At 62.3% G+C, this 22,837-nt stretch carries 18 protein-coding genes and 1 CRISPR repeat array; of the genes, 13 read left to right on the top strand and 5 right to left on the bottom strand.

Features of this window, described 5'->3' with window-relative positions:
* Positions 1–45 precede the first annotated feature (45 nt).
* The 6 genes from G7Y85_RS05460 (at position 46) to cas2 (ending at position 8,343) form a co-directional block, all read left to right on the top strand.
* Positions 46–336 carry a co-chaperone GroES gene (locus G7Y85_RS05460; protein WP_166252971.1) on the top strand — a complete coding sequence of 97 codons (291 nt, stop codon included), beginning with the start codon at positions 46–48 and terminating at the stop codon, positions 334–336.
* A 34-nt stretch (positions 337–370) separates the two neighbouring features.
* The gene (groL, locus tag G7Y85_RS05465) at positions 371–2,014 is read left to right on the top strand and encodes a chaperonin GroEL (RefSeq protein ID WP_166252974.1); all 1,644 of its coding nucleotides are present in this window, start codon (positions 371–373) and stop codon (positions 2,012–2,014) included.
* 351 nt (positions 2,015–2,365) lie between these two features.
* A complete protein-coding gene (locus tag G7Y85_RS05470) occupies positions 2,366–3,328 on the top strand; it encodes a helix-turn-helix transcriptional regulator (protein WP_166252977.1) in 963 nt (320 codons plus the stop codon).
* A gap of 453 nt (positions 3,329–3,781) precedes the next feature.
* Positions 3,782–7,087: a type II CRISPR RNA-guided endonuclease Cas9 gene (gene cas9, locus G7Y85_RS05475; protein WP_166252980.1), complete on the top strand. Its 3,306-nt coding sequence runs from the start codon at positions 3,782–3,784 to the stop codon at positions 7,085–7,087.
* Between the two features lie 7 nt (positions 7,088–7,094).
* The gene (cas1, locus tag G7Y85_RS05480) at positions 7,095–7,976 is read left to right on the top strand and encodes a type II CRISPR-associated endonuclease Cas1 (RefSeq protein ID WP_166252982.1); all 882 of its coding nucleotides are present in this window, start codon (positions 7,095–7,097) and stop codon (positions 7,974–7,976) included.
* Between the two features lie 34 nt (positions 7,977–8,010).
* On the top strand, positions 8,011–8,343 hold the full coding sequence (cas2, locus tag G7Y85_RS05485; RefSeq protein ID WP_166252985.1) for a CRISPR-associated endonuclease Cas2: 333 nt from the start codon (positions 8,011–8,013) through the stop codon (positions 8,341–8,343).
* A 37-nt stretch (positions 8,344–8,380) separates the two neighbouring features.
* Positions 8,381–10,494: direct repeats of the CRISPR family, unit length 37 nt; unit sequence GACCGTATCAGGCTTTCCGATGGTGGGGTATCGGAAC.
* A 69-nt stretch (positions 10,495–10,563) separates the two neighbouring features.
* On the opposite strand, the gene G7Y85_RS05490 is transcribed toward cas2, so the two are convergent.
* Complete coding sequence (locus tag G7Y85_RS05490) at positions 10,564–11,886, bottom strand: MFS transporter (protein ID WP_166252988.1); 1,323 nt, start codon at positions 11,884–11,886, stop codon at positions 10,564–10,566.
* A 201-nt stretch (positions 11,887–12,087) separates the two neighbouring features.
* On the opposite strand from G7Y85_RS05490, the gene cyoA reads away from it, so the two are divergent.
* From cyoA to G7Y85_RS05525, 7 genes are all read left to right on the top strand, one after another.
* The gene (gene cyoA, locus G7Y85_RS05495; protein ID WP_166252991.1) at positions 12,088–13,080 is read left to right on the top strand and encodes a ubiquinol oxidase subunit II; all 993 of its coding nucleotides are present in this window, start codon (positions 12,088–12,090) and stop codon (positions 13,078–13,080) included.
* A gap of 5 nt (positions 13,081–13,085) precedes the next feature.
* The gene (gene cyoB, locus G7Y85_RS05500; protein ID WP_174839738.1) at positions 13,086–15,098 is read left to right on the top strand and encodes a cytochrome o ubiquinol oxidase subunit I; all 2,013 of its coding nucleotides are present in this window, start codon (positions 13,086–13,088) and stop codon (positions 15,096–15,098) included.
* Complete coding sequence (gene cyoC / locus G7Y85_RS05505; protein WP_166252997.1) at positions 15,095–15,715, top strand: cytochrome o ubiquinol oxidase subunit III; 621 nt, start codon at positions 15,095–15,097, stop codon at positions 15,713–15,715. The genes cyoB and cyoC overlap by 4 nt, the downstream gene beginning before the upstream one ends.
* Complete coding sequence (gene cyoD / locus G7Y85_RS05510; protein ID WP_166253000.1) at positions 15,712–16,128, top strand: cytochrome o ubiquinol oxidase subunit IV; 417 nt, start codon at positions 15,712–15,714, stop codon at positions 16,126–16,128. Before cyoC ends, cyoD begins: the two co-directional genes overlap by 4 nt.
* A 95-nt stretch (positions 16,129–16,223) precedes the next feature.
* Positions 16,224–17,021 carry an SURF1 family protein gene (locus tag G7Y85_RS05515; protein ID WP_166253003.1) on the top strand — a complete coding sequence of 266 codons (798 nt, stop codon included), beginning with the start codon at positions 16,224–16,226 and terminating at the stop codon, positions 17,019–17,021.
* A 48-nt stretch (positions 17,022–17,069) separates the two neighbouring features.
* The gene (locus G7Y85_RS05520) at positions 17,070–18,410 is read left to right on the top strand and encodes an ATP-binding protein (RefSeq protein WP_166253006.1); all 1,341 of its coding nucleotides are present in this window, start codon (positions 17,070–17,072) and stop codon (positions 18,408–18,410) included.
* Entirely contained in the window at positions 18,400–18,945 is a 546-nt protein-coding gene (locus tag G7Y85_RS05525) for a response regulator transcription factor (protein ID WP_166253009.1), read from the top strand. The genes G7Y85_RS05520 and G7Y85_RS05525 overlap by 11 nt, the downstream gene beginning before the upstream one ends.
* A gap of 13 nt (positions 18,946–18,958) precedes the next feature.
* Here G7Y85_RS05525 and G7Y85_RS05530 read toward each other — a convergent pair whose 3' ends face one another.
* The 4 genes from G7Y85_RS05530 to G7Y85_RS05545 all read right to left on the bottom strand — a co-directional run bounded on the left by G7Y85_RS05530 (position 18,959) and on the right by G7Y85_RS05545 (position 22,828).
* Complete coding sequence (locus G7Y85_RS05530) at positions 18,959–19,927, bottom strand: hypothetical protein (RefSeq protein ID WP_166253012.1); 969 nt, start codon at positions 19,925–19,927, stop codon at positions 18,959–18,961.
* Positions 19,924–20,145, bottom strand: coding sequence for a hypothetical protein (locus tag G7Y85_RS05535; RefSeq protein WP_166253015.1), 222 nt, complete (start codon positions 20,143–20,145; stop codon positions 19,924–19,926). Before G7Y85_RS05535 ends, G7Y85_RS05530 begins: the two co-directional genes overlap by 4 nt.
* An 85-nt stretch (positions 20,146–20,230) precedes the next feature.
* Entirely contained in the window at positions 20,231–21,646 is a 1,416-nt protein-coding gene (locus G7Y85_RS05540) for a DUF1329 domain-containing protein (protein ID WP_166253018.1), read from the bottom strand.
* A gap of 153 nt (positions 21,647–21,799) precedes the next feature.
* Complete coding sequence (locus tag G7Y85_RS05545; protein WP_166253021.1) at positions 21,800–22,828, bottom strand: AraC family transcriptional regulator; 1,029 nt, start codon at positions 22,826–22,828, stop codon at positions 21,800–21,802.
* Between the last annotated feature and the right edge of the window lie 9 nt (positions 22,829–22,837).

Here is a 22,837-nt window from a genome sequence, read left to right on the forward strand (position 1 = left end):
CTCTTCAGGGTTTTACCAAGTCATTGACCTATCTGGAGATTCACCATGAAGCTTCGTCCCCTGCACGATCGCGTGATCGTCAAGCGTCTTGAAGAAGAGAAGAAGTCGGCTGGCGGCATCATCATCCCGGACAACGCGGCCGAGAAGCCGGTCAAGGGCGAAATCCTCGCCGTCGGCCCGGGCAAGAAGGACGACAGCGGCAAGAACATCGCGCTCGACCTGAAGGTCGGCGACACCGTCCTGTTCGGCAAGTACTCCGGCTCGGAAGTCAAAGTCGACGGCGAAGACCTGCTGGTCATGCGCGAAGACGACGTGATCGCCGTCTTCAGCAAGTAAGCACGCACCCCCGAATTCGAAAGAGGAACTCAACATGGCAGCTAAAGAAGTGGTTTTTGGTGACAGCGCCCGCACGCGCATGGTCGCCGGCGTCAACGTTCTCGCCAACGCGGTCAAGGTCACCCTCGGTCCGAAGGGCCGCAACGTCGTGCTCGACAAGTCGTTCGGCGCGCCGACCGTCACCAAGGACGGTGTCTCCGTCGCCAAGGAAATCGAGCTGAAGGACAAGTTCGAGAACATGGGCGCCCAGCTGGTCAAGGAAGTCGCGTCGAAGACCTCCGACGAAGCCGGTGACGGCACCACGACCGCCACGGTCCTGGCCCAGGCGATCGTCAACGAAGGCCTGAAGTCGGTCACCGCCGGCATCGACCCGATGGACATCAAGCGCGGCATCGACAAGGCCGTCGAAGCCGTCACCGAAGAGATCAAGAAGAACGCCGTGCCGTGCAAGGATCGCAAGGCGATCGCGCAGGTCGGCACCGTCTCGGCCAACGCCGATGAAGCGATCGGCAAGATCATCGCCGACGCGATGGACAAGGTCGGCAAGGAAGGCGTGATCACCGTCGAAGACGGCTCGGGCCTCGAGAACGAGCTGAACGTCGTCGAAGGCATGCAGTTCGACCGCGGCTACCTCTCGCCGTACTTCATCAACAACGCGCAGAGCCAGCAGGTCGAGCTGGAAAACCCGCTGATCCTGATCACCGACAAGAAGATCAGCAACATCCGCGAGCTGCTGCCGATCCTCGAAGGCGTCGCCAAGAGCGGCCGTCCGCTGCTGATCGTCGCCGAAGATGTCGAAGGCGAGGCCCTGGCCACGCTGGTCGTCAACAACCTGCGCGGCATCCTCAAGGTCGCCGCCGTCAAGGCGCCGGGCTTCGGCGATCGCCGCAAGGAAATGCTCAAGGACATCGCCATCCTCACGGGCGGCACGGTGATCACCGAAGAGCTGGGCCTTTCGATCGAGAAGGCCACGCTGAACGATCTGGGCACCGCCAAGAAGGTGCAGATCGAGAAGGAAAACACCACCGTCATCGACGGCGCCGGCAAGAAGGACGGCATCACCTCGCGCATCAAGGAAATCAAGGCGCAGGTTGAAGCCGCGACCAGCGACTACGACAAGGAAAAGCTGCAGGAGCGTCTTGCCAAGCTCTCCGGCGGCGTTGCCGTGATCAAGGTCGGTGCCGCGACCGAAGTCGAGATGAAGGAAAAGAAGGCGCGCGTCGAAGACGCCCTGCACGCCACGCGTGCGGCCGTCGAGGAAGGCATCGTCGCCGGTGGCGGCGTGATGCTGGTGCGCGCTGCCAAGGTGCTCGAGAAGCTCAAGGGTGCGAATGAAGACCAGACGGTCGGCATCGGCATCCTGCGCCGTGCGATCCAGGAGCCGCTGCGCCAGATCGTCAAGAACGCCGGCGAAGAGTCGTCGGTGGTCCTGAACAAGGTCGCCGAAGGCAAGGCCGCGTTCGGCTACAACGCCGGCAACGGCGAGTACGGCGACATGATCGAGATGGGCATCATCGACCCGGCCAAGGTCACGCGCCTGGCGCTGCAGAACGCGGCTTCGGTCGCCGGCCTGCTGCTGACCACCGAAGCGATGATCGCCGAGCTGCCGCAGAAGAACGACGCCCCGGCCATGCCGGCCGGCGGCATGGGTGGCATGGGCGGCATGGGCGACTTCTAAAAGAAGCCCGCGTGGTTCCAAGCAGTCCCGTCAGGGCGCCCTCGGGCGCCCTGATTTTTTTGCGTCCCCCAAAACCAATCGCCTAGCACCTCCCAACCGCTCATGCCGAGTGCCGCCGCAGGCGGTGTATCAAGGCACGCGGTGCAGCCGAAAAGCGCTGACCCCTCGATACGATCGCTGCGCGATCACTCGGGGCGAACGGCGGGTTTCGGCAACGCCCCTCACCCCCAAACCGTTCATGCCGAGTGCCGCCGCAGGCGGTGTATCGAGGCACGCGGTGAAGCTCGAAGGCGCAAGCTCGATCCCCCATGTCGGCTCGGTCCCGGCCGCCAATCGCGCTACTCTCCACCCATGAAATCCTTCGAGCACGTCTACCGTCTGCACCGGCTCATGAAGCGCTCGCGCTATCCGGTGCCGTTCGAGCGCGTGATGAGCGAGCTGGAATGCTCGCGCGCCACGACCAAGCGTGTGCTCGCCTATCTGCGCGATGTGCTCGGCGCGCCGATCGAAACCTCGCGCGAGCCGCGCGGTTACCGCTACACCGACGCCGCCTACGAATTGCCGGGCTTCTGGTTCTCGCCTGAAGAGCTGCAGTCGCTGTTGAGCCTGCAGCAGCTGCTCGCCAGTTTTCAGCCCGGTCTGCTCGACGAGGCCCTGGATCCGCTGCGCGATCGACTCGACCAGATCCTCAAGTCGCAGAACCTGCAGACCGGCGAGGCCGGCCGCATCCGCCTGCTGCGCGCCGCCGCCCGTCCGCCGGGTGCGCACTTCGCCGTGATCGCCAGTGCCGTGCTGCAGCGCCTGCGGCTGAAGATCGACTACGAGGCGCGCGGCACCGGGCAGGTGACGACGCGTGAAATCTCACCGCAGCGCCTCGTCCACTATCGCGACAACTGGTATCTCGACGCCTGGTGCCACAAGTCGAACGGGCTGCGCACCTTCGCGGTCGACTGCGTTCGCCAGGCCGCAGCGCTCGTGGCTGCCGCGCAGGACATCGACCCGGTCAAGCTCGACGACGAGCTCGGCGGCTCCTACGGCATCTTCTCCGGCGCCGCGACCGCAACCGCGGTCCTGCGTTTCACGCCGGCACGCGCACGCTGGATCGCCGTCGAGCAATGGCATCCGCACCAACAGGGCATCTGGCTGCCGGACGGCAGCTACGAACTGTCGGTTCCGTATCACCGCGACGACGAGCTGATCCTCGACATCCTCCGCTACGGCCCGGACGTCGAAGTGCTGGGGCCGCCGGCCTTGCGGCAGGCGGTGGCGGCGCGGCTGGCGCAGGCGGTGGCGCGTTATGCCATGGGCGGTTAGTAGCCGATGGCGCGACAGAGTTTGCGCCGGGTCTCAGTTTTTGAGCCCAATCACAGGCAGACTCGATTCGACCCTACGCCGCCGAGCCCTGTCATGCCCAGCACCCTTCCGTTTACGGTCCAACTGACGGCGGACCGCAAGTACGTTAACGTCCGGATTCCAGTTTCCTCGCTACCGCCGCACTTGCAGAAGTATCCGTCGGCCATGAATGTTCGTCTCATGCCGGAGTCAGCTACTGCGAAGAACTGGACGCCGCCATTTTTGTTGGCGCTGGCAACCGGTCAATGATCGACGTGAGCAAAGAAGATTAGCAAATAGCTTGGTGCGGAAAGTAAAACGGCCTCCGAAGAGGCCGTTTGTATCGGTAGCCTTTTAAGGCTTTGTTGCCGATAGTCCCCACCATCGGAAAACCTGATACGGCTTTCAGGGTACAAGAATTGAATGGGGGGAGCAATGGACTATCGACTTGCAGTGGATGCTGGTACCGCATCTTGTGGGCTCGTTGCGTGGGAGCTCGACGCAAATGGAGTGCCAGTTCGTCTTGCTCATTACAGTCTCGACATCTGGTCTGAACCACTGCTTCCGGCTAAGTCCGGTGGCGTCGGTGAACCGAAGAAGGCAGCACGGCGGGTTGCCCGAATGATGCGCCGTGGCATCTGCCGGCGTGCGCGCCGCTTGCGCAAAATTTCGCACATGGCGAAGTTGCTAGGATTGGATAAATCCGCTGCCCCGTCGGATTTCGGCCAAGGGATTCATTCGCTGCGCGCCAAAGCGGCTGAAGAATGCATCGAATTGGCGCAACTGATGCCTGTGTTGCTGCATTTGGCGAAGAATCGTGGTCCTTCTGGAGACTGGGTCGAAGCGGAGCCCGACATGTCCGGAAAGGAGAGCAGGCGGCGTACTAAAGAGCCCAGATCGGATTCGACCGCTGCAAAAGATAAAGCGCCAGCCGACGAAAAGAAAGACATTGTTGGCGGTGTGCGAAAGCTGAAGGACTTGATGCACGAAGCGGCAGCAGCTTTGAACAAAGACTCTCTAACTTTAGGACAGTATCTTGCGTGGCGGCGCAATAAGGGTGAGCCGGTTGTTCTCGGTCGCGCTGACGTCGGTCTCTATCCCAGTCGGCGCATGATAGAGGAGGAATTCGACCGAATCTGGGATACGCAGTCGCAGCACCATCCGGTCATGCTCGATAGCGATATCCGTCAACGCTTCTTCAACGCCGTTTTTTTTCAGCGTCCCCTGAAGTCGCCAGCACCTATGGTCGGTCATTGCCCATTGGAGCCGACGCTGCCTCGCGCACCTGCTGCGCAGATGGCGGCGCAGGTCTTCCGCATCGAAAAGCAGATAGCCGATCTGCGATGGGGTATCGGGCGCCGCTCAATACCGATGACGGAAGACGAGAAGGCTATTCTGCGCAAGCTGCTGAATGATGCGGAGCAACTCACCGAGAAAGGGGAGTTGAGCTTCAAGAAAATCCTAAAGGCACTTGAGGCGAGTGGTTGCCCTCCACCTCAAGGTCGCGGCCTCAACATGGAGCGTTCCAGCCGCGAAACACTGAAAGGGAACACAACGCTCGCCAGTTTTCGACGATTGGGAATGGAAGATGATTGGAATGCGCTCGACGAAAGTACTCAGTTGCAAGTCATCAACTTCCTCGCCGATCTTGGTTCACCGGACGCGCTGGACAGCAGCGAGTGGCATCTGAATTTCAAGACGAGTAAGGGGAAGCAGAGAAATTTCAACAACGAGTTCGTGGACTTCATTAATAACCTGCGAGCACATCCGAAGTTCGGCCGCCTGTCCGCGATGGGGTTCGACGGTGGTCGTGTGGGATATTCAATCAAGGCGCTGCGGAAGCTGGCCGCGCTGATGCAGGAAGGTTGGGACGAGCGTGCGGCCGTGGACGACGCTTATCCCGGTCATCACAAGGCAAAGGCTGTCAGTCGTGAACTTCCACTGCCGGCGGAAACCGGCAACACAGTGGTGGATGTGGCGCTGCGACAGATCTATCGTGCGGTTGATCGCGCAATGGAGGCTTTGGCTGGTCCGCCTGTAGAGGTCATCGTTGAACTGTCGCGTGACATGGCATTAGGGATAGGCAAGCGTGGAGAGATCGAGAATCGCATCAAGCGTAACCAGAATGCGCGATCGGATGCTGCAAAGGCGCTTGCTGATCAGGGTCAGCGGGTCACTGACAGGAAGATCGACCGCTATCTCTTGTGGGAAAGTCAGCTGTACTACTGCCCCTACTGCGATCATCGAATAACACTGGGGGAAGCGCTTGGCGCCGAAACAGATCGCGAGCACATCCTACCGCGCACGCTAACCCGCGTCGGTGGCAAGCGCAGTCAACTCATCCTGGCTCATCGTACCTGCAACCAGCAAAAGGGAAATCGTACACCTTGGCAGGCATTCGGTCAGGACGAGGATCGCTGGCGCATCATCGAGGACCGCGCCAGGCAACTTCAAGCCAACAAGCAATGGGGCAAGGCGAGGCTGCTACTGCTTCAGGACTGGGAAGATGAGGTTCTGGACGACGAGGCAGTTTCTGGATTTAGCGATAGACAGTTCCACGAAAGTTCATGGATTGCCAAGCTCATTGCGCAATGGCTGCGCGCAGTCTGTACTAACGTTGCCGTTTCGCGAGGGGAGCTGACGGCGCATCTGCGGCGAATCTGGAAGCTCGATACCGTGATTCCCGAAGTTCGCCTTGAGTCCGGGCTCCCTGTGCTTGATCGCGAAGGCGAGCGGATTTCAACTGAAGAGTTCCACAAGCATCGCAGTTGGTGGGAGGGCCACGACGAGCGAGCTGGCGGAATCCCTACGGATCGCAAACCTGACAAGCGCATCGACCATCGACATCATCTGGTGGACGCCTTGGTGATTTCGCTCACTTCACGTCAGCTCTATGCCGAGATGGCACGCCACTACAAAACCGAGCGAGAGCGGGAACGTCGTGGTGAGCGGGCGCGGCTGAGCTTGCGTATCGCCCCACCCGTCGAAGCGATACGCGATTTATCGCTCGACGCTGTTCGCAAGGTGGGAATAAGACATAAGCCTGATAGGCACCCCGATGGCCCATTGTTCGAGCAGACTGCCTACGGAATTAGCCGTAAACCGGATGAACGTTCCGGTGAACATCTTTTGACGATAAGTAAGCCTCTGACCATGCTCATCGACAAAGGAGGTAACAAAGAGAAGACGCGCAAGGCATTGGAAGGAATTGAGAGCGTGGCGACGCGCGATGCGGTGTTGCAGGCGTTTGATCGACGCGTCGAAGCAGGCATTCCCGTCAAGCAAGTTTTTAACGACGTAGTCTTGCATCCACAGTTCGGAACCCCGATTCGCCGTGTTCGACTACTTGGTAATTCCATTGCTACTGCCGCACTGATTGTGCATCGGAATCGCGAAGGAAAGGTTCTGCACAAGCGCTATGCGCACGATGGTAACGCCTTTTTGGAAGTGCTTGTGGTGGAGAATAAACTTGTCAAAAAGCCGCGACTTGTCAATGTCCAGGAGGCGATGCGAGAGAAAGGCTCTAGGCCGCCACACGGTGTGCGGCGATTCTGGAAGGGAGACACCGTGGAAGATGCTCGAGATGGAAAGCACTTTGTCATTCGTCAGATAAAGGCCGAAGACGGCGGTGCTCTGATTGGAACACTAGTGACTGAAGCCAGAGAAGTACGAGATTTAGCTGCGGCCTCTGGTTTGCGAAAGTTCAAAGGGCGCGGGATAGCGAGTTTAAGAGTGCTCTGAAGGCACTATGTCTGAGCATCGCATCCTGCTCATTGAAAGCCCGGCCCGCCTTACGGTTGATTTGGGCCGCATCCGCATAAGCCGGGAGGCCGAGCAGGACATCTTTGTCGCTCCTTCAGATATAGCTGTTGCGGTTCTGCACCACCATACGATCGAGCTCACAGCGCGGGCGTTGCAACTGCTGGTCGAGAATCGCGCCATCGTATTGTTGACCGACAGCAAACACAATCCGTGCGGTTGGCTCACTCCGATGTTCGGCCTGCCTCAGGCTAGCCTGCGTCTCCGCCAGCAATTCGCTCTACAAGAGGAAAAACAAAAACGTCTTTGGCAGGCCGTTGTCCAATCCCGTATCCGCACGGAGGCCAGAACCTTGCGCGAGTTGGATCTGAGCGGTGCGCTGCGTCTTGAGCGTATGACGACAGAGGTGTTGCCGGGCGACGCGTCACATCACGAAGGCCAGGCAGCGAAGCACTACTGGGATTGCTTACTTGGCAAGGATTTCAAGCGTGACAAGCAAGGTGCTCAGGATGTTACGAATGCCGCCCTCAATTTCGGGTATGCGGTACTGCGCTCAATGGTCACCCGCGAATTGGCAGTTGCGAGCCTGACTCCCATGCTGGGCATCGGGCACAACAACCGCGAGAACTGCTTCAATCTAGCCGACGACTTGATGGAGCCCTACCGGCATCTGGTCGAAAAGACCGTGTACGAATTGCGTGGCAACATCGACGAATTCGATTCGCAAGCGCGCTTGAAGGTGCTAGGGCTGGTTAAACGAACGGTTACGCTGGGCAATATGGAGTTTCGGTTGCCTGCAGCTTTGCGGGAAACGGTAGCTAGTTTTGTACGCGTCCTGGAGTCCGGTAGCGGCACACTGGCATTGCCTTGATGACGGTTCGCGCGTACTAATCTCAGCAACAATCATGGCAATCAACAGTTGGCGTGTCGTGTGGATACTGGCGAGTTTCGATTGTCCGGTCGGTACGAAAGAGGAACGACACGATTACACGGTGTTTCGTCGCGCGCTGCTAGGGGAAAACTTCACCCAACACCAATTCTCGGTGTACCTCAAACACTTTCCGACATTGGCTGCCGCTCAGGCTCAGGTTGAGCGTCTACGTCCGAGTGTGCCGGAGGACGCTCACGTGGCATTTTTCTTCATCACCGACAAGCAATACGGCATGACGCGCGAATTCATAGGTCCAAAGCGCAGCAAAATTCGCCCCGATGCGCCTGAACAACTATTGCTTATCTAAAAAGAATGCCCGCAAGTCAGAGACTTGCGGGCAACCAGACCGTATCAGGCTTTCCGATGGTGGGGTATCGGAACCAATTATCACCGCGCGGTGTCCACGCGTGGGACCGTATCAGGCTTTCCGATGGTGGGGTATCGGAACAATAAATATAAGAGATATTTGTTTTCAATCGACCGTATCAGGCTTTCCGATGGTGGGGTATCGGAACATCGTCTTTATTCACCCCGACATAGAGCGCGACCGTATCAGGCTTTCCGATGGTGGGGTATCGGAACAAGACGCCCGCGAATCCGCAAGGCATCAAGGACCGTATCAGGCTTTCCGATGGTGGGGTATCGGAACGTAATTGGTGCGGGGGCGTCGGCATATTCGGACCGTATCAGGCTTTCCGATGGTGGGGTATCGGAACAACATCCGAGACGTATGCGTGGTCCCGCAGGACCGTATCAGGCTTTCCGATGGTGGGGTATCGGAACGACAGCGTACAGTTCTAGCTGATCGTCATAGACCGTATCAGGCTTTCCGATGGTGGGGTATCGGAACAACGTGACGGCCGACACGACGGCCACGCCGGACCGTATCAGGCTTTCCGATGGTGGGGTATCGGAACCAAGTACATCGCGTCCATCCAGCCGAGCGGGACCGTATCAGGCTTTCCGATGGTGGGGTATCGGAACGAATGGCACTGGATCATTCCAGACTGTGTTGACCGTATCAGGCTTTCCGATGGTGGGGTATCGGAACAGCTTGCGCGGCGGCCGAACGGCTGCGCGAGACCGTATCAGGCTTTCCGATGGTGGGGTATCGGAACGCGCTGTCCATCACGGCCGACAACCTCAAAGACCGTATCAGGCTTTCCGATGGTGGGGTATCGGAACGGCACACCTGTGCGGTAGTTTTCGCGCGACGACCGTATCAGGCTTTCCGATGGTGGGGTATCGGAACACCCATGCCAAACGCTATATTGTCTGCACTGACCGTATCAGGCTTTCCGATGGTGGGGTATCGGAACTGTCGCGTCGCAGGACGAACTGATCGAGGCGACCGTATCAGGCTTTCCGATGGTGGGGTATCGGAACTGGTCGAGCTCGATGGCCGTGCGTGCGAGGGACCGTATCAGGCTTTCCGATGGTGGGGTATCGGAACGAACATGATGTCGGCGAAGATGCGGGCATTGACCGTATCAGGCTTTCCGATGGTGGGGTATCGGAACTCATCAAGCGCATTGCCCGGGATGGCGGTCGACCGTATCAGGCTTTCCGATGGTGGGGTATCGGAACGACTGGCGAAGCGGCCTTTTCCGAGATCCTGACCGTATCAGGCTTTCCGATGGTGGGGTATCGGAACATCGTCGTCAGGCGCGTCAGGCCCAGCCCCGACCGTATCAGGCTTTCCGATGGTGGGGTATCGGAACTGTTGGGTTGATTGCGCCTCATGGCGTGACGACCGTATCAGGCTTTCCGATGGTGGGGTATCGGAACGGAAATGCCGCCGACAAAGGTGCTCGTGCAGACCGTATCAGGCTTTCCGATGGTGGGGTATCGGAACAAGATCGGCAGCCGCCAGCACCTGAAACGAGACCGTATCAGGCTTTCCGATGGTGGGGTATCGGAACAGCGGCAGTGGAAGCGTTGGCACGGGCGCGGACCGTATCAGGCTTTCCGATGGTGGGGTATCGGAACTGCGTCTACGATCTGTCCTGCGGGTCAGATGACCGTATCAGGCTTTCCGATGGTGGGGTATCGGAACAGACACGTTGCCGGCTTGCACGAACTCGATGACCGTATCAGGCTTTCCGATGGTGGGGTATCGGAACTCACCGTGCTCGAGGCCTTCGCCGCGGCCGGACCGTATCAGGCTTTCCGATGGTGGGGTATCGGAACCATGATCTGTGCCTGCCACGCCAGCGAGCGGACCGTATCAGGCTTTCCGATGGTGGGGTATCGGAACTGGCATCGGCTGCAGCGAGCAGCTGCTGAGGACCGTATCAGGCTTTCCGATGGTGGGGTATCGGAACTGCGTCATTGCCGGGGTCCTGCCCAGCACTGACCGTATCAGGCTTTCCGATGGTGGGGTATCGGAACGATGAGTAGTGTGGGTGCGCAGTATGTTGAGACCGTATCAGGCTTTCCGATGGTGGGGTATCGGAACAAAGGCTCGTTCAAGTCAGGCCGGCGCGTACGAGGCTTTGCGGGGGGTAATGACGTCGCGCTACGCCACTCACTCGTCGTCGCGCATTTCCAGGCTGCGGTTGATGCGCAGCGCCGCGAGCGTGGCGATGGCGCCGGACAGCAGGTAGAGGCCGACGTAGCCGACGCCGAGGTGCGAGGCCAGCTCCAGGGCAACCAGCGGCGCGAAGGCGGCGCCGGTCAGCCAGCCGAAGTCCGAGGTCAGCACCGCGCCGCTGTAGCGGAACTGCCGGGCGAAGCTGGAGTTGACGGCGCCGGCGGCCTGCGCGTGACTGAAACCGAGCAGGGCGAAGCCGACGAGGATGAAGATGTAGGCGCCCATCGAGTTGCCTTGCGCGAACAGCGGCGTCATGCCGGCGATGCTGAACAGGGCGATCAGCACGGCGCCGATGCCGAGTGTCGTGCGGCGGCCGATGCGGTCGGCGACGACGCCGGAGATCAGCATCGTCACGACGGCGATCGCCGCGCCGACGATCTGCACGATCAGGTATTCGGTGACCGATGCCTTGGTGAACAGCGTCACCCATGACAGCGGGAATACCGTGACGAGGTGAAACAGCGCGTAGCTGGCCAGCGGCGCGAAGGCCCCGAGCACGATGTTCTGGCCCTGGGTCTTGATCAGCTCGAGCAGCGGCGACGGTTCCAGCTCGCGGGTTTTCAGCAGCTGCGTGAATTCCGGCGTCATCACCAGGCGCAAACGCGCGAACAGGGCGACGACATTGATCGCGAACGCCACGTAGAACGGATAGCGCCAGCCCCAGTCGGCGAAGTCCTCCGGCGACAGGCTGTGGACGAGAAACGCGAACAGGCCGGCGGCGAGCATGAAGCCCAGCGGCGCGCCGAGCTGCGGAATCATCGCGAACCAGCCGCGGCGGTTCTCCGGCGCATTGAGGGCCAGCAGCGAGGGCAGGCCGTCCCAGCTGCCGCCGAGCGCGAGGCCCTGGCCGACGCGCAGGATCGCCAGCAGCACGATGGCGGCGATGCCGAGGTCGGCGTAGCCGGGCAGGAAGGCGATGCTGACGGTCGAGGTGCCGAGCATGAACAGCGCGACGGTCAGTTTGGTGCCGCGGCCGTAGAACTGGTGGATGTAGCGGAACAGCAAGGAGCCGACCGGGCGCGCGACAAATGCCAGCGAAAACAGGCTGAAGGAGTAGATCGTGCCCTGCAGCGCCGGTACGAACGGGAAGAACACCTGTGGAAACACCAGCACCGAGGCGATGCCGAACACGAAGAAATCGAAGAATTCGGACACGCGGCCGATGATCACGCCGATCGCGATTTCACCGGGGGCGACGTTTTCCGGCTCGGCGTGGGCACCGGACGACGGCGCTGCCAGTTTCTGATCGTGACTCATGACCGTGCCTCGTGGCGGACTTTGTGCATTGACGTCAGGCGCCGCATCCCCAGGGGACCTGCGCGCATTGTGGCGTGGTTACGCAATTTCGGCGACCAGTGTCACGGATCGGCCAAAAAAGCGCGATAGGACAAAACGTCCAATCGCAGTTCCGGGCCAGGGTGATTAAAGTGGCACATCCCTCAACGCAACCGATCCGACATGTCAGTCAGAGTTTTGCGCGGATTGTCCGTCACCGTCCTGCTGGCGCTGCTCGGCGCCTGCCATGCCGTGGTGCTGAAGCCGGCCGGCGATGTCGCGCTCCAGCAGCGGGATCTGGTCGTCGCGTCCACGGTCCTGATGTTGCTGATCATCGTGCCGGTGATGGTGCTGACGGCGGTGTTCGCCTGGCGTTACCGGGCATCGAACAAGCAGGCGACGTACAAGCCGGACTGGCATCACTCCACGCAGCTGGAGCTGGTGATCTGGGCCGCGCCGCTGCTGATCGTCATTGCGCTCGGCGCCTTGACCTGGATCGGTACGCATACCCTGGATCCGTATCGCAAGATCGACCGGCTCGGAGCCGGTCGGCCGGTCGCCAAGGGCGCGGAAACGCTGCAGGTGCAGGTCGTCGCGCTCGACTGGAAGTGGCTGTTCATCTATCCGGACTACGGCATCGCCACGGTCAACGAGCTGGCGGCGCCGGTCGATACGCCGATCACCTTCCACATCACCGCTTCGAACGTGATGAACTCGTTCTTCATTCCCGCGCTGGCCGGCCAGATCTACGCGATGCCGGCGATGGAAACCCAGCTCAATGCCGTCATCAACCAGCCCGGCGAATACGAAGGTTTTTCGGCCAACTACAGCGGCGCGGGATTCTCGAACATGCGCTTCCGCTTCCACGGTCTGAGCGAGGCGGAGTTCCGGCACTGGGTGCAGCAGGTCAAGGCCGACGGCGGCAGCCTGCAGCGCGCCGACTATCTTGAACTGGCCAGGCCCAGCGAACGCGAGCCGGTGCATCACTACGGCAAGGTGGCCGACGGCCTGTACGACGCCATTCTCAATCTCTGCGTCGATCCGCAGCAGATGTGCGTGAACCGGATGATGGCGATCGATGCCAGCAAGAACAGCGGTGGTCATGCCGACATGGTGATGAACGACATGACGATGGACCATGACACGCCCGATCACGCCGATCGGCACCCGGAATGATGGCGATGCAAGACCGTTCTGATCTGATGAACTTCATTTTCGGCCGCCTGAGCTGGGACGCGATCCCGTTCCACGAGCCGATCCTGCTGATCACCTTCATCGTCGTCGCGCTGCTCGGCGGCGCGCTGCTCGGCTGGATCACCTGGGCCCGCAAGTGGACGTACCTGTGGACCGAATGGTTCACGAGCATCGACCACAAGAAGATCGGCGTCATGTACATGGTGCTCGGCATCGTCATGCTGCTGCGCGGCTTTTCCGACGCGATCATGATGCGCATCCAGCAGGCGATCTCTTTCGGCGACTCGACCGGCTACCTGCCACCGCACCACTACGACCAGATCTTCACCGCGCACGGCGTGATCATGATCTTCTTCGTCGCGATGCCGTTCATCACCGGCCTGATCAACTACGTGGTGCCGCTGCAGATCGGCGCGCGCGACGTGGCATTTCCGTTTCTCAACAACTTCAGCTTCTGGATGACCACGGCCGGCGCGGTGCTGGTGATGATGTCGCTGTTCGTCGGCGAGTTCGCGCGCACCGGCTGGCTTGCGTATCCACCCTTGTCAGGCATCGCCTACAGTCCGGACGTCGGCGTCGATTACTACATCTGGTCGCTGCAGATCGCCGGCGTCGGCACGCTGTTGTCCGGCGTCAACCTGATGGTGACGATCATCAAGATGCGCGCGCCGGGCATGACGCTGATGAAGATGCCGATCTTCACCTGGACGGCGCTGTGCACCAACGTGCTGATCGTCGCCGCGTTCCCGGTGCTGACCGCGGTGCTGGTGCTGCTGTCGCTGGACCGCTACGTCGGCACGCATTTCTTCACGAACGCGCTCGGCGGCAACGCCATGATGTACGTCAACCTGATCTGGATCTGGGGCCACCCCGAGGTCTACATCCTGATCCTGCCGATGTTCGGCGTGTTTTCGGAAGTGGTCTCGACGTTCAGCGGCAAGCGCCTGTTCGGCTACGCGTCCATGGTCTATGCGACCGTCGTCATCACGATCCTCTCGTACCTGGTCTGGCTGCACCACTTCTTCACGATGGGCTCGGGCGCGAGCGTCAATTCGTTCTTCGGCATCACGACCATGATCATCTCGATCCCGACCGGTGCGAAGATGTTCAACTGGCTGTTCACGATGTATCGCGGCCGCATCCGCTTCGAGCTGCCGATGCTGTGGACGATGGGCTTCATGTTCACGTTCGTGATCGGCGGCATGACCGGCGTGCTGCTGGCGGTGCCGCCGGCCGACTTCGTGCTGCACAACTCGCTGTTCCTGATCGCGCACTTCCACAACGTCATCATCGGCGGCGTGCTGTTCGGCGCGTTCGCCGGCATCACGTTCTGGTTCCCGAAGGCGACCGGCTTCAAGCTCGACGTGTTCTGGGGGCGGATGTCGTTCTGGTTCTGGCTGGTCGGTTTCTGGGTCGCGTTCATGCCGCTGTACATCCTCGGCCTGATGGGCGTGACGCGCCGACTCAGCCACTTCGACGACCCGAGTCTGCAGATCTGGTTCCAGATCGCCGCGTTCGGCGCCTTGCTGATCTTCTTCGGCATCGTGTTCTTCATCGTCCAGCTGGTCGTCAGCATCCGTCGCCGCGAGTCGCTGCGCGACCTGTCGGGCGATCCCTGGAACAGCCGCACGCTGGAGTGGTCGACCTCGTCGCCGCCGCCGGCCTACAACTTCGCGTTCACGCCGCGCATCCATGATCTGGACGCGTGGTGGGACATGAAGACCGGCGGGCACCAGCGCCCGGTCGAGGGCTTCAAGGCCATTCACATGCCGAAGAACACGGCGGCCGGCTTCATCCTGGCGATGATCGCGATGGTCTGCGGCTTCGCCCTGATCTGGCACGTGTGGTGGTTGGCGGCGCTGTCGTTCGTCGGTCTGATCGGCTCGGCGATCGCCCATACCTTCAACTACGACCGCGACTTCCACATCCCCGCCGCTGAGGTGGCGCGCGTCGAAAACGAGCGCACACAGCAGCTCGCCCAACTGGCATCCGTGTCATGAGCACGACAGTGACGACCGTGGACGACGTCCGCAGCTTCTATCTCGGCGAAGATCATCATCCCGAAAACGGGACGATGCTCGGCTTCTGGCTGTATCTGATGAGCGACTGCCTGCTGTTCGCGGTCATGTTCGCGATGTACGGCGTGCTCGGCGGCAACTACGCGGCCGGACCGGGGCCGAAGGAGCTGTTCGATCTGCCGATCGTCGCGGTCAATACCTCGATGCTGCTGCTGTCGTCGATCACCTACGGCTTCGCGATGCTGGAGATGGCGCGCAACCGCAAGCTGGCGACGCTGACCTGGCTGGCGATCACCGGCCTGTTCGGCGCGGCGTTCATCTATTTCGAGCTGACCGAGTTCATCCACCTGATTCACGAAGGTGCCGGCCCGCAGCGCAGCGCGTTCCTGTCGAGCTTCTTCACGCTGGTCGGCACGCATGGCCTGCACGTGAGCTTCGGCATCGTCTGGCTGATCACGCTGATGGTGCAGGTGTCCAGGGGCGGGCTGACGGCTGCCAACCGCCGTCGCCTGAGCTGCCTGTCGCTGTTCTGGCACTTCCTCGACGTCGTCTGGATCGGCGTCTTCACCTTCGTCTACCTGATGGGAGTGCTGCGATGAGCGCTGCACATGACACGCACGACGACCATCCGCTCGAAGCGCATGTCCACAGCCACGATCACGGTCATGGCGAGGCCGAACCGCACGGTACGCTGAAGGGCTACTTCACCGGCTTCATCCTGTCGGTGATCCTGACCGCGATTCCGTTCTGGATCGTCATGGGCGACGTATTCCGCTCGCCGCAGACCGCGACGCTGGTGATCCTGATCTTCGCGTTCGCGCAGATCTTCGTGCACATGGTGTACTTCCTGCACATGAACACGTCGTCGGAAGGCGGCTGGAACATGCTCGCGCTGATCTTCACGGCGGTGCTGGTGGTGATCACGCTCAGCGGTTCGCTGTGGGTGATGTATCACATGAACGCCAACATGATGCCGGCAATGAGCGCGCATGACATGCGCAACATGCCCTGAGCCGTCTGCAACGGCTGCCGGCGAGCGCGAGTTGATCGGCCGTGGTGCCGCGTGCGCGGCACACCTCGGCATCGCAGGCCATCCGCGGTACTGACATGCCGCTCGCCGCCGCCTCGAGAAAGGCTGTCGCAGCGGACGATCATCGTGCGCCGCGCTCCGTTGCGGCCCTGCTGCTGCTGGCCCTGCTGGCGCTGACGCTGTTCGCCGGCTTTGTCGCGCTCGGCACCTGGCAGGTTCATCGACGCAGCTGGAAACTCGATCTGATCGCGCGCGTCGATCAGCGTCTGCATGCCGCTGCGGTTTCCGCGCCGGAGCGCGGGCAATGGCCGACGATCAACCGTGATCGCGACGAGTACCGTCATGTCGTCGTCGACGGCGAGTTGCTGAACGATCACGAGACCTTCGTGCAGGCCGTCACCGAGCACGGACCAGGCTTCTGGCTGCTGACACCGCTGCGCACGCGCGAGGGTTCCGTGGTGCTCATCAACCGCGGGTTCGTCGACGCCCGGCATCGTGCGCCGGACACGCGCGTGGCCGCGCAGTTTCAAGGGTCGGTGCACGTCAGCGGTCTGTTGCGGTTCAGCGAACCGGGCGGCGCCTTCCTGCGCCACAACGATCCGGCCGCACATCGCTGGTATTCGCGCGACGTCGCGGCGATCGCCACTGCGCAAGGTCTGCCGGCTGCCGATGTCGCGCCGTATTTCATCGACGCCGATGAGCGTCCGAATCCCGGCGGCTGGCCGATCGGCGGTCTGACGGTCGTGCATTTCCACAACAGCCACCTGATCTACGCGATCACCTGGTACACGCTGGCGCTGATGGTCGCCGGCGCAGCCTTCGGACTCGGCCGCTACGAATGGCGGCTGCGGCAGGGGGGCGCCGGCGAGTCCTGAACAAGCGCCGGCGACGCTGCGCCGGCGCTCCCTTAGACTGGCGCCACCATGACGCCGACGATCGCCACCGCGCCGACCCGTGTTGCCCCGCCCGGGCGCTCCCTGCGCGCGTCGACGCGCGAGACGGTTGGCCAGCAGAACATGCTGCAGCTGATCGAGCTGCGCTGGATCGCCGTTGTCGGCCAGATCCTGACGATCGCGTTCGTGACGCTGGTGTTCGGCATCGATCTGCCGCTGCTGCCGATGGCCTTCGTCGTCGCCGGTCTGGTCGTGCTCAATCTGTTCAGTCTGTTCCGTCCGCGCAAGCATGGCGATGTGCGCAACGGCGCGCTGATGCTCGGACTGACGGTCGACGTCGCGGCGCTGACCGCGCTGCTGTACCTGAGCGGCGGCGCGACCAATCCGTTCGTGTTCCTCTACGCGCTGCAGGTGACACTGGCCGCCGTGCTGCTCGAAGCCTGGTCGACCTGGACGCTGGTGGCGATCACCGGCCTGTGCTTCGCCGCGCTGACGAGCTTCTACGTGCCGCTGAACCTGCCGTCGGGCAGCCACGAACAGCTTTATCAGCTGCACATCATCGGCATGCTGATCTGCTTCGTGATGGACGCCGCGCTGCTGGTCGTGTTCGTGACCCGCATCAACCGCAATCTGCGCGCACGCGACGCACGCCTGGCCGATTTGCGGCAGCGTGCTGCGGAGGAAGATCACATCGTGCGCATGGGCCTGCTCGCATCGGGCGCCGCACATGAACTCGGCACGCCGCTGTCGACGCTGTCGGTGATCCTCGGCGACTGGCATCACGTGCCGGCCTTCCAGGCCGATCCCGAACTGCTGCAGGAAATCGAGGACATGCAGGCCGAGGTCAAACGCTGCAAGACCATCGTCACCGGCATCCTGCTGTCGGCCGGCGAGGCGCGCGGCGAATCGCCGACCGTCAGCACGGTCGCCGGCTTCTTCGACGAGCTGGTCGAGGACTGGCGCGGCACGCGGCCGGTACGTGGTTTCGAGTACCGCAACGCGCTCGAAGACGATCCGGCGATCGTTTCCGATTCGGCGCTCAAGCAGATCATCTGCAATGTGCTCGACAACGCGCTCGAAGCGTCGCCGGCCTGGGTCGGTTTCACCGTGCAGAGCGACGGCGAATCACTGCTGCTGACGGTGCGCGATCGCGGCCCCGGTTTCGCCCCGGAAATGCTCGGCCAGTTCGGCAAGCCGTATCAGTCGAGCAAGGGCCGGCCGGGCGGCGGGCTCGGGTTGTTCCTGGTCGTCAACGTCGTGCGCAAGTTCGGCGGCCGCGTCACGGCGCGCAATCTCGCGGACGCCGGCGCCGAAGTGATATTGCAGCTGCCGATGGCGTCGCTGGCGATCGAGGACTCCCATGTCGGCTGACGGCGAGTGCAGCCTGCTGATCGTCGAGGATGACGCCGCGTTCGCGCGCACGCTGAAGCGTTCCTTCGAACGGCGCGGCTATCGCGTGGCGATGGCTGCCAGCGTCGAGGAAGCACGCGCAATGCTCGATGTCGTGTCGCCGGCCTACGCGGTCGTCGACCTCAAGCTCGGTGCCGCGTCGGGGCTGGCGGTCGTGCAGGCCCTGCATGAGCGCGACGCGGCGATGTTGATCGTCGTGCTGACCGGCTTTGCCAGCATCGCCACGGCAGTGGAAGCGATCAAGCTCGGTGCCTGCAACTATCTGGTGAAGCCGTCGAATACCGACAACATCGAAGCCGCGTTCAGCCAGCAGGGCGGCAACGTCGATGTGCCGTTTGCGGCGCGGCCGACCTCGATCAAGACCCTGGAGTGGGAGCGCATTCACGAGACGCTCGCCGAGACCGGCTTCAACATCTCCGAGACGGCGCGACGGCTCGGCATGCATCGCCGCACGCTGGCACGCAAGCTCGGCAAGCGCTGGGTGCCGGAGTCGTGACGGCCCGTCGACGCTAGCGGCGGCGCGCCGTCATCGTGTCACGCAGCGCGGCCGGCCAGTCCAGCGTCGCCAGGCATTCGAGCATGGCGCCGCCGTGCGCCGCCGCCGCGGCATGCAGTCGTTTCAGCAGTGCCGGCTTCTGCCTGCACAGGGCGGCGTGCAGCCCCGCGACGGCGCGTGTGTCATCGGCCACCGCGTCGGCGAGCGGCATCAGGGCCGGCCACAGCGACTGTGTGTCGCTGACGAGGATGATCTGCGCGATGCTCGCGGCATCGCCCGTCAGGGCGATCTCGCCGAACTTGCGGCGCCAGCGCAACTCCAGCTCGCCGATCAACGACAGCGCTTCCGGCCACAGCTCGCCGCCATCGGCCAGGGCCGCATCGATGATGCCGCCGAAACGCGCGGTGGGCAGCTTCTCGATGATGCGGTTCAGGCGTGGGCGATCCTCGGCGTAGAACGCGACTTTCAGCAGGGCGGTGTCGTCGCGCAGCCGGTCCATGACCGCCGCCAGCGCGTCGACGCTGAGGATGTCGACGAAATGACCCATCGTGATGTATTCACCGCGCCGCGCCAGCTCCAGCGAGACGTCGACGACGCGCGGAACCGGGATGCCGTCGACGACGGCCTTGGCGCGACGCGGGTCCAGTTCCAGGCAGACATCGGCGAGAAAGCCGGTCGGCAGGCGTTTGGCGACGTCGACGGCGGTCTCGACCGCCATCAGCCCGGCAATGCGCGCACAGAGCAGGGGGCCGAGACTTTTTTCGGCGATCAGCGCCGTGATCGCCGCCGGCAGCAGCCGTGCGGCCGAAGCGATGCGCTGCAGCGACTCGCGATCGGCGTCGTAGAGCATCGCCGTGCTGCGCTCGCGCAGCTGCTTGAGCGTCACCAGATCGAGTGCTTCGAGATAGGCGAGCTTGTCGCTGCCGGTGCCGAGCACGCGGGCCAGACGCTGGAGTTCGGCGCGATGTCGCAGTGCGCTCATTTGATGCCCAGCACTTTCTTGACGGCGCCGCGCAGCAGGAACGGTACATGCTGCAGCGAGCTTTCGGTCGCAGCTGCCATTTGCGCACGCTGCGCCTTGCGGGCGCCGTGCAGGGCCGCGCCGAGCTGTTTGAGGGCGGACGCATTCAGCGCGCCGAGTCCGGGCGGCGCGCTCGCGCCCAGTTCCCGTTCGATGTCCTGCAAAGACTTGTTCTTCATCGGGCCGCTCCCCGCAGGCGGCAGTCGTGCTCAAAAAAAGGCGGCCTTGCGGCCGCCGAAACTACATCCCCAATCGGTCACGCGTTCAGCGGCTGCGCGCCTTGCGCTTGAGATTCGCCGGATCGAAGTACGAATCCGGGAAGCTGATCTCGAAATCGGTAATCGAATCCTCGTTGGCCAGGGTCGTCGCGAAGTAGCGCGTCGACTGCAGGTCGTAGATCAGTTCCGGAATGCCGGTCGTGGTCGGAATGAACGGCACGGTCAGCAGATGCGCTTCCTGCACCTTCCACAGCGAGCCGCGCGCGTCGTAGCAATCGACGACGGCGATCGACCAGCTGTCTTCATCGACGTAAAACGTGCGCTTGGCGAAGTTGTGGCGCATGCCCGGCTTGAGCGTGGCCTCGACGACCCACACGCGGTGCAATTCGTAGCGCGCCAGATCCTGGTTGATGTGATGCGCCTGCAGGATGTCCTTGTACTTCACCTTCGGCGAATTGATCTGGTAGGAGTTGTACGGGATGTACATCTCCTTGCGGCCGATCAGCTTCCAGGTGTAGCGGTCGAGCGCGCCGTTGAAGACGTCGATCTGGTCGTTGTACTGCTCGTTGTCGGTCCCCACCGCCGGATTGTCGTAGCCGACGTCCGGCGCGCGATTGACGCGCGCCAGGCCCGGCGAATAGATCCACGCGAGACGGCCGCCGGTCGACTGGTCGAGCGTTTCATGAACCAGCGTGATCTGGCCGGCGACGCGCGGCGGCGATACCACGGTCGAGAGGTAATACGCGAGCAGGTTTTCCTTGTCGGTGTCGCCGGGCTCCTGCAGGTTCGCGTACTTGAACTTCACGTCCTCGATGATCTTGGTGATCGTGTAGCTGCCGTCCGGCTTGACGATCGCCTGGTTGTTGAAGCGACGCGCCGCCGAGCCCTTGTACTTGAGCTTGTGGTTCCAGATGACTTCCGCCCCGGACTTCGGAATCGGGAACGGGAAGCCGAGCCTGGCGTGCTTGATCGAGTCGGTGCCTTCGAGGCTGGCGCGCGTGGCGTTGAGGATCGTCGCCTTGTAGATCGCGTCCGGATAGAACGCCGTGCGTACCGACTTGTAGACGTTCATCTTGTAGGTCGGGTACTTCTTCAGCAGCGCCTTGTGTCCTTCGGTGAGCTTGTCGGCGTACTGCGCCATGTTGGCGGCCGTGATCGTGAAGATCGGCTTGAGCACGTCCGGCGGCAGCGTGCCCTTGAACTTGGCTTCGAGCTCGTCCGGCTGGTTCTTGCGCAGGTCTTCGAGCTTGGCGCGCGTGAAGTGCTTGGTTTCTTCCGGGAAGTTCTTTTCACCGGTCCATTCGGGAATCGTGCCGTCGGCATTGCCGGCGCGGATGGCGCCGACCGGCGTCAGTTCCTTGCCGAGCCTGGCGGCCTCTTCCGGCGTGGCGGTGGCCCTGGCGGCGCCGGCGACCAGACACAGTACCCATGCCGCCAGCGCGGCCTTGCGCATCACGTTCATTCGCGACTCTCCTCGTCGTTCAGGCATCCGGGGGATGGATGCATGGCGGCTCTGTCGGGCCGCTTGGTGAACGAAACTTAGAGAGCGCCGTGGCCGGCGTCCTTGGCTCGCTGGACGGGCCGGCTGGCGGTGCAGCCAGTCGGCGTCGATCGCTCAGGGCGCGGATGCGCGTGCGAGGCGGCGGTGTGCGCGCTTCTGTTCGCGGTACTGCACCGGCGTCATGCTCGACCAGCGCTTGAACGCGCGATAGAAGGTGCTCGGTTCCGAGAAGCCGGTGAGATAGACGATGTTCTCGATCGACTCTTCGGTGCCCGCGAGCAGGCGTTTGGCCAGCGCGAAACGGAAGTCGGCGAGCAGCTCCGAGAAGCTGGTGCCGGCGCGCGACAGTTCGAAACGCAGACGACGCGTCGGTACGCCGAGTTCGGCGGCAACATCTTCCAGCGTCAGCTGATCGAGCTCCAGGCGTTGCGCGAACAGTTTCTGGATGCGCTCGATCAGGTCGTGACGGCGCAGCTTCGACAGGCGACGCTCGGCGAGATCCTCATGCAGCTTCAGCAGGTCCGGGTCCCAGCGCGGCGAGCGGTATTCGAGAATCGCCGCATCGAACCACAGCTCGCTTTCCTCGGCGCCGAAACCGATCGGACAGCCGAAGATCCTGTCGTACTCGGCTTGCGAGGCGCGCTGGCTGCAGTGCAGGGTCACGCGCTGCGGCACGAAGCGGCCTTCGGTGACGCTTTTCAGGAACTGCAGCAGTTCGTAGACGATGCAGATTTCGGTGTGGCGCAGCTGCGGGGCTTCGGTGGCCGTGCCCTTGATCAGTGCGCGCGCCCCGAGCTCGTCGTTGACGATGCGCACGTTCAGCGCGTCCGACAGCAGGCGCAGGTACTTGAGCGCACGCTCCATGCCCTCGCCGAGCGTGGCACTGCTGAAGATCAGGTATTCGAGCACCTCGCCGTGGAACACCGGCAGGTGCGGACACAGATGCAGACCGATCTCCGGGTCGCCGGTCACCGCTTCGACCGTTTCCCAGAAGTACGCCTGCAACTGATGTGGCGTGCGCATTTCGCGCAGTGGCAGTTCCTCGGCGTTGTAGCCGAGCTTTTCGTAGATCGCGTTGACGTTGAGGCCGGCATTGACCATGCCGGCATGGATGATTTCGAGGAAATATCCCGAGTCCCGCATGCCTTGTTC

It is taken from the genome of Solimonas terrae, assembly GCF_011067135.1.
Classification (GTDB): Bacteria; Pseudomonadota; Gammaproteobacteria; order Nevskiales; family Nevskiaceae; genus Solimonas; species Solimonas terrae.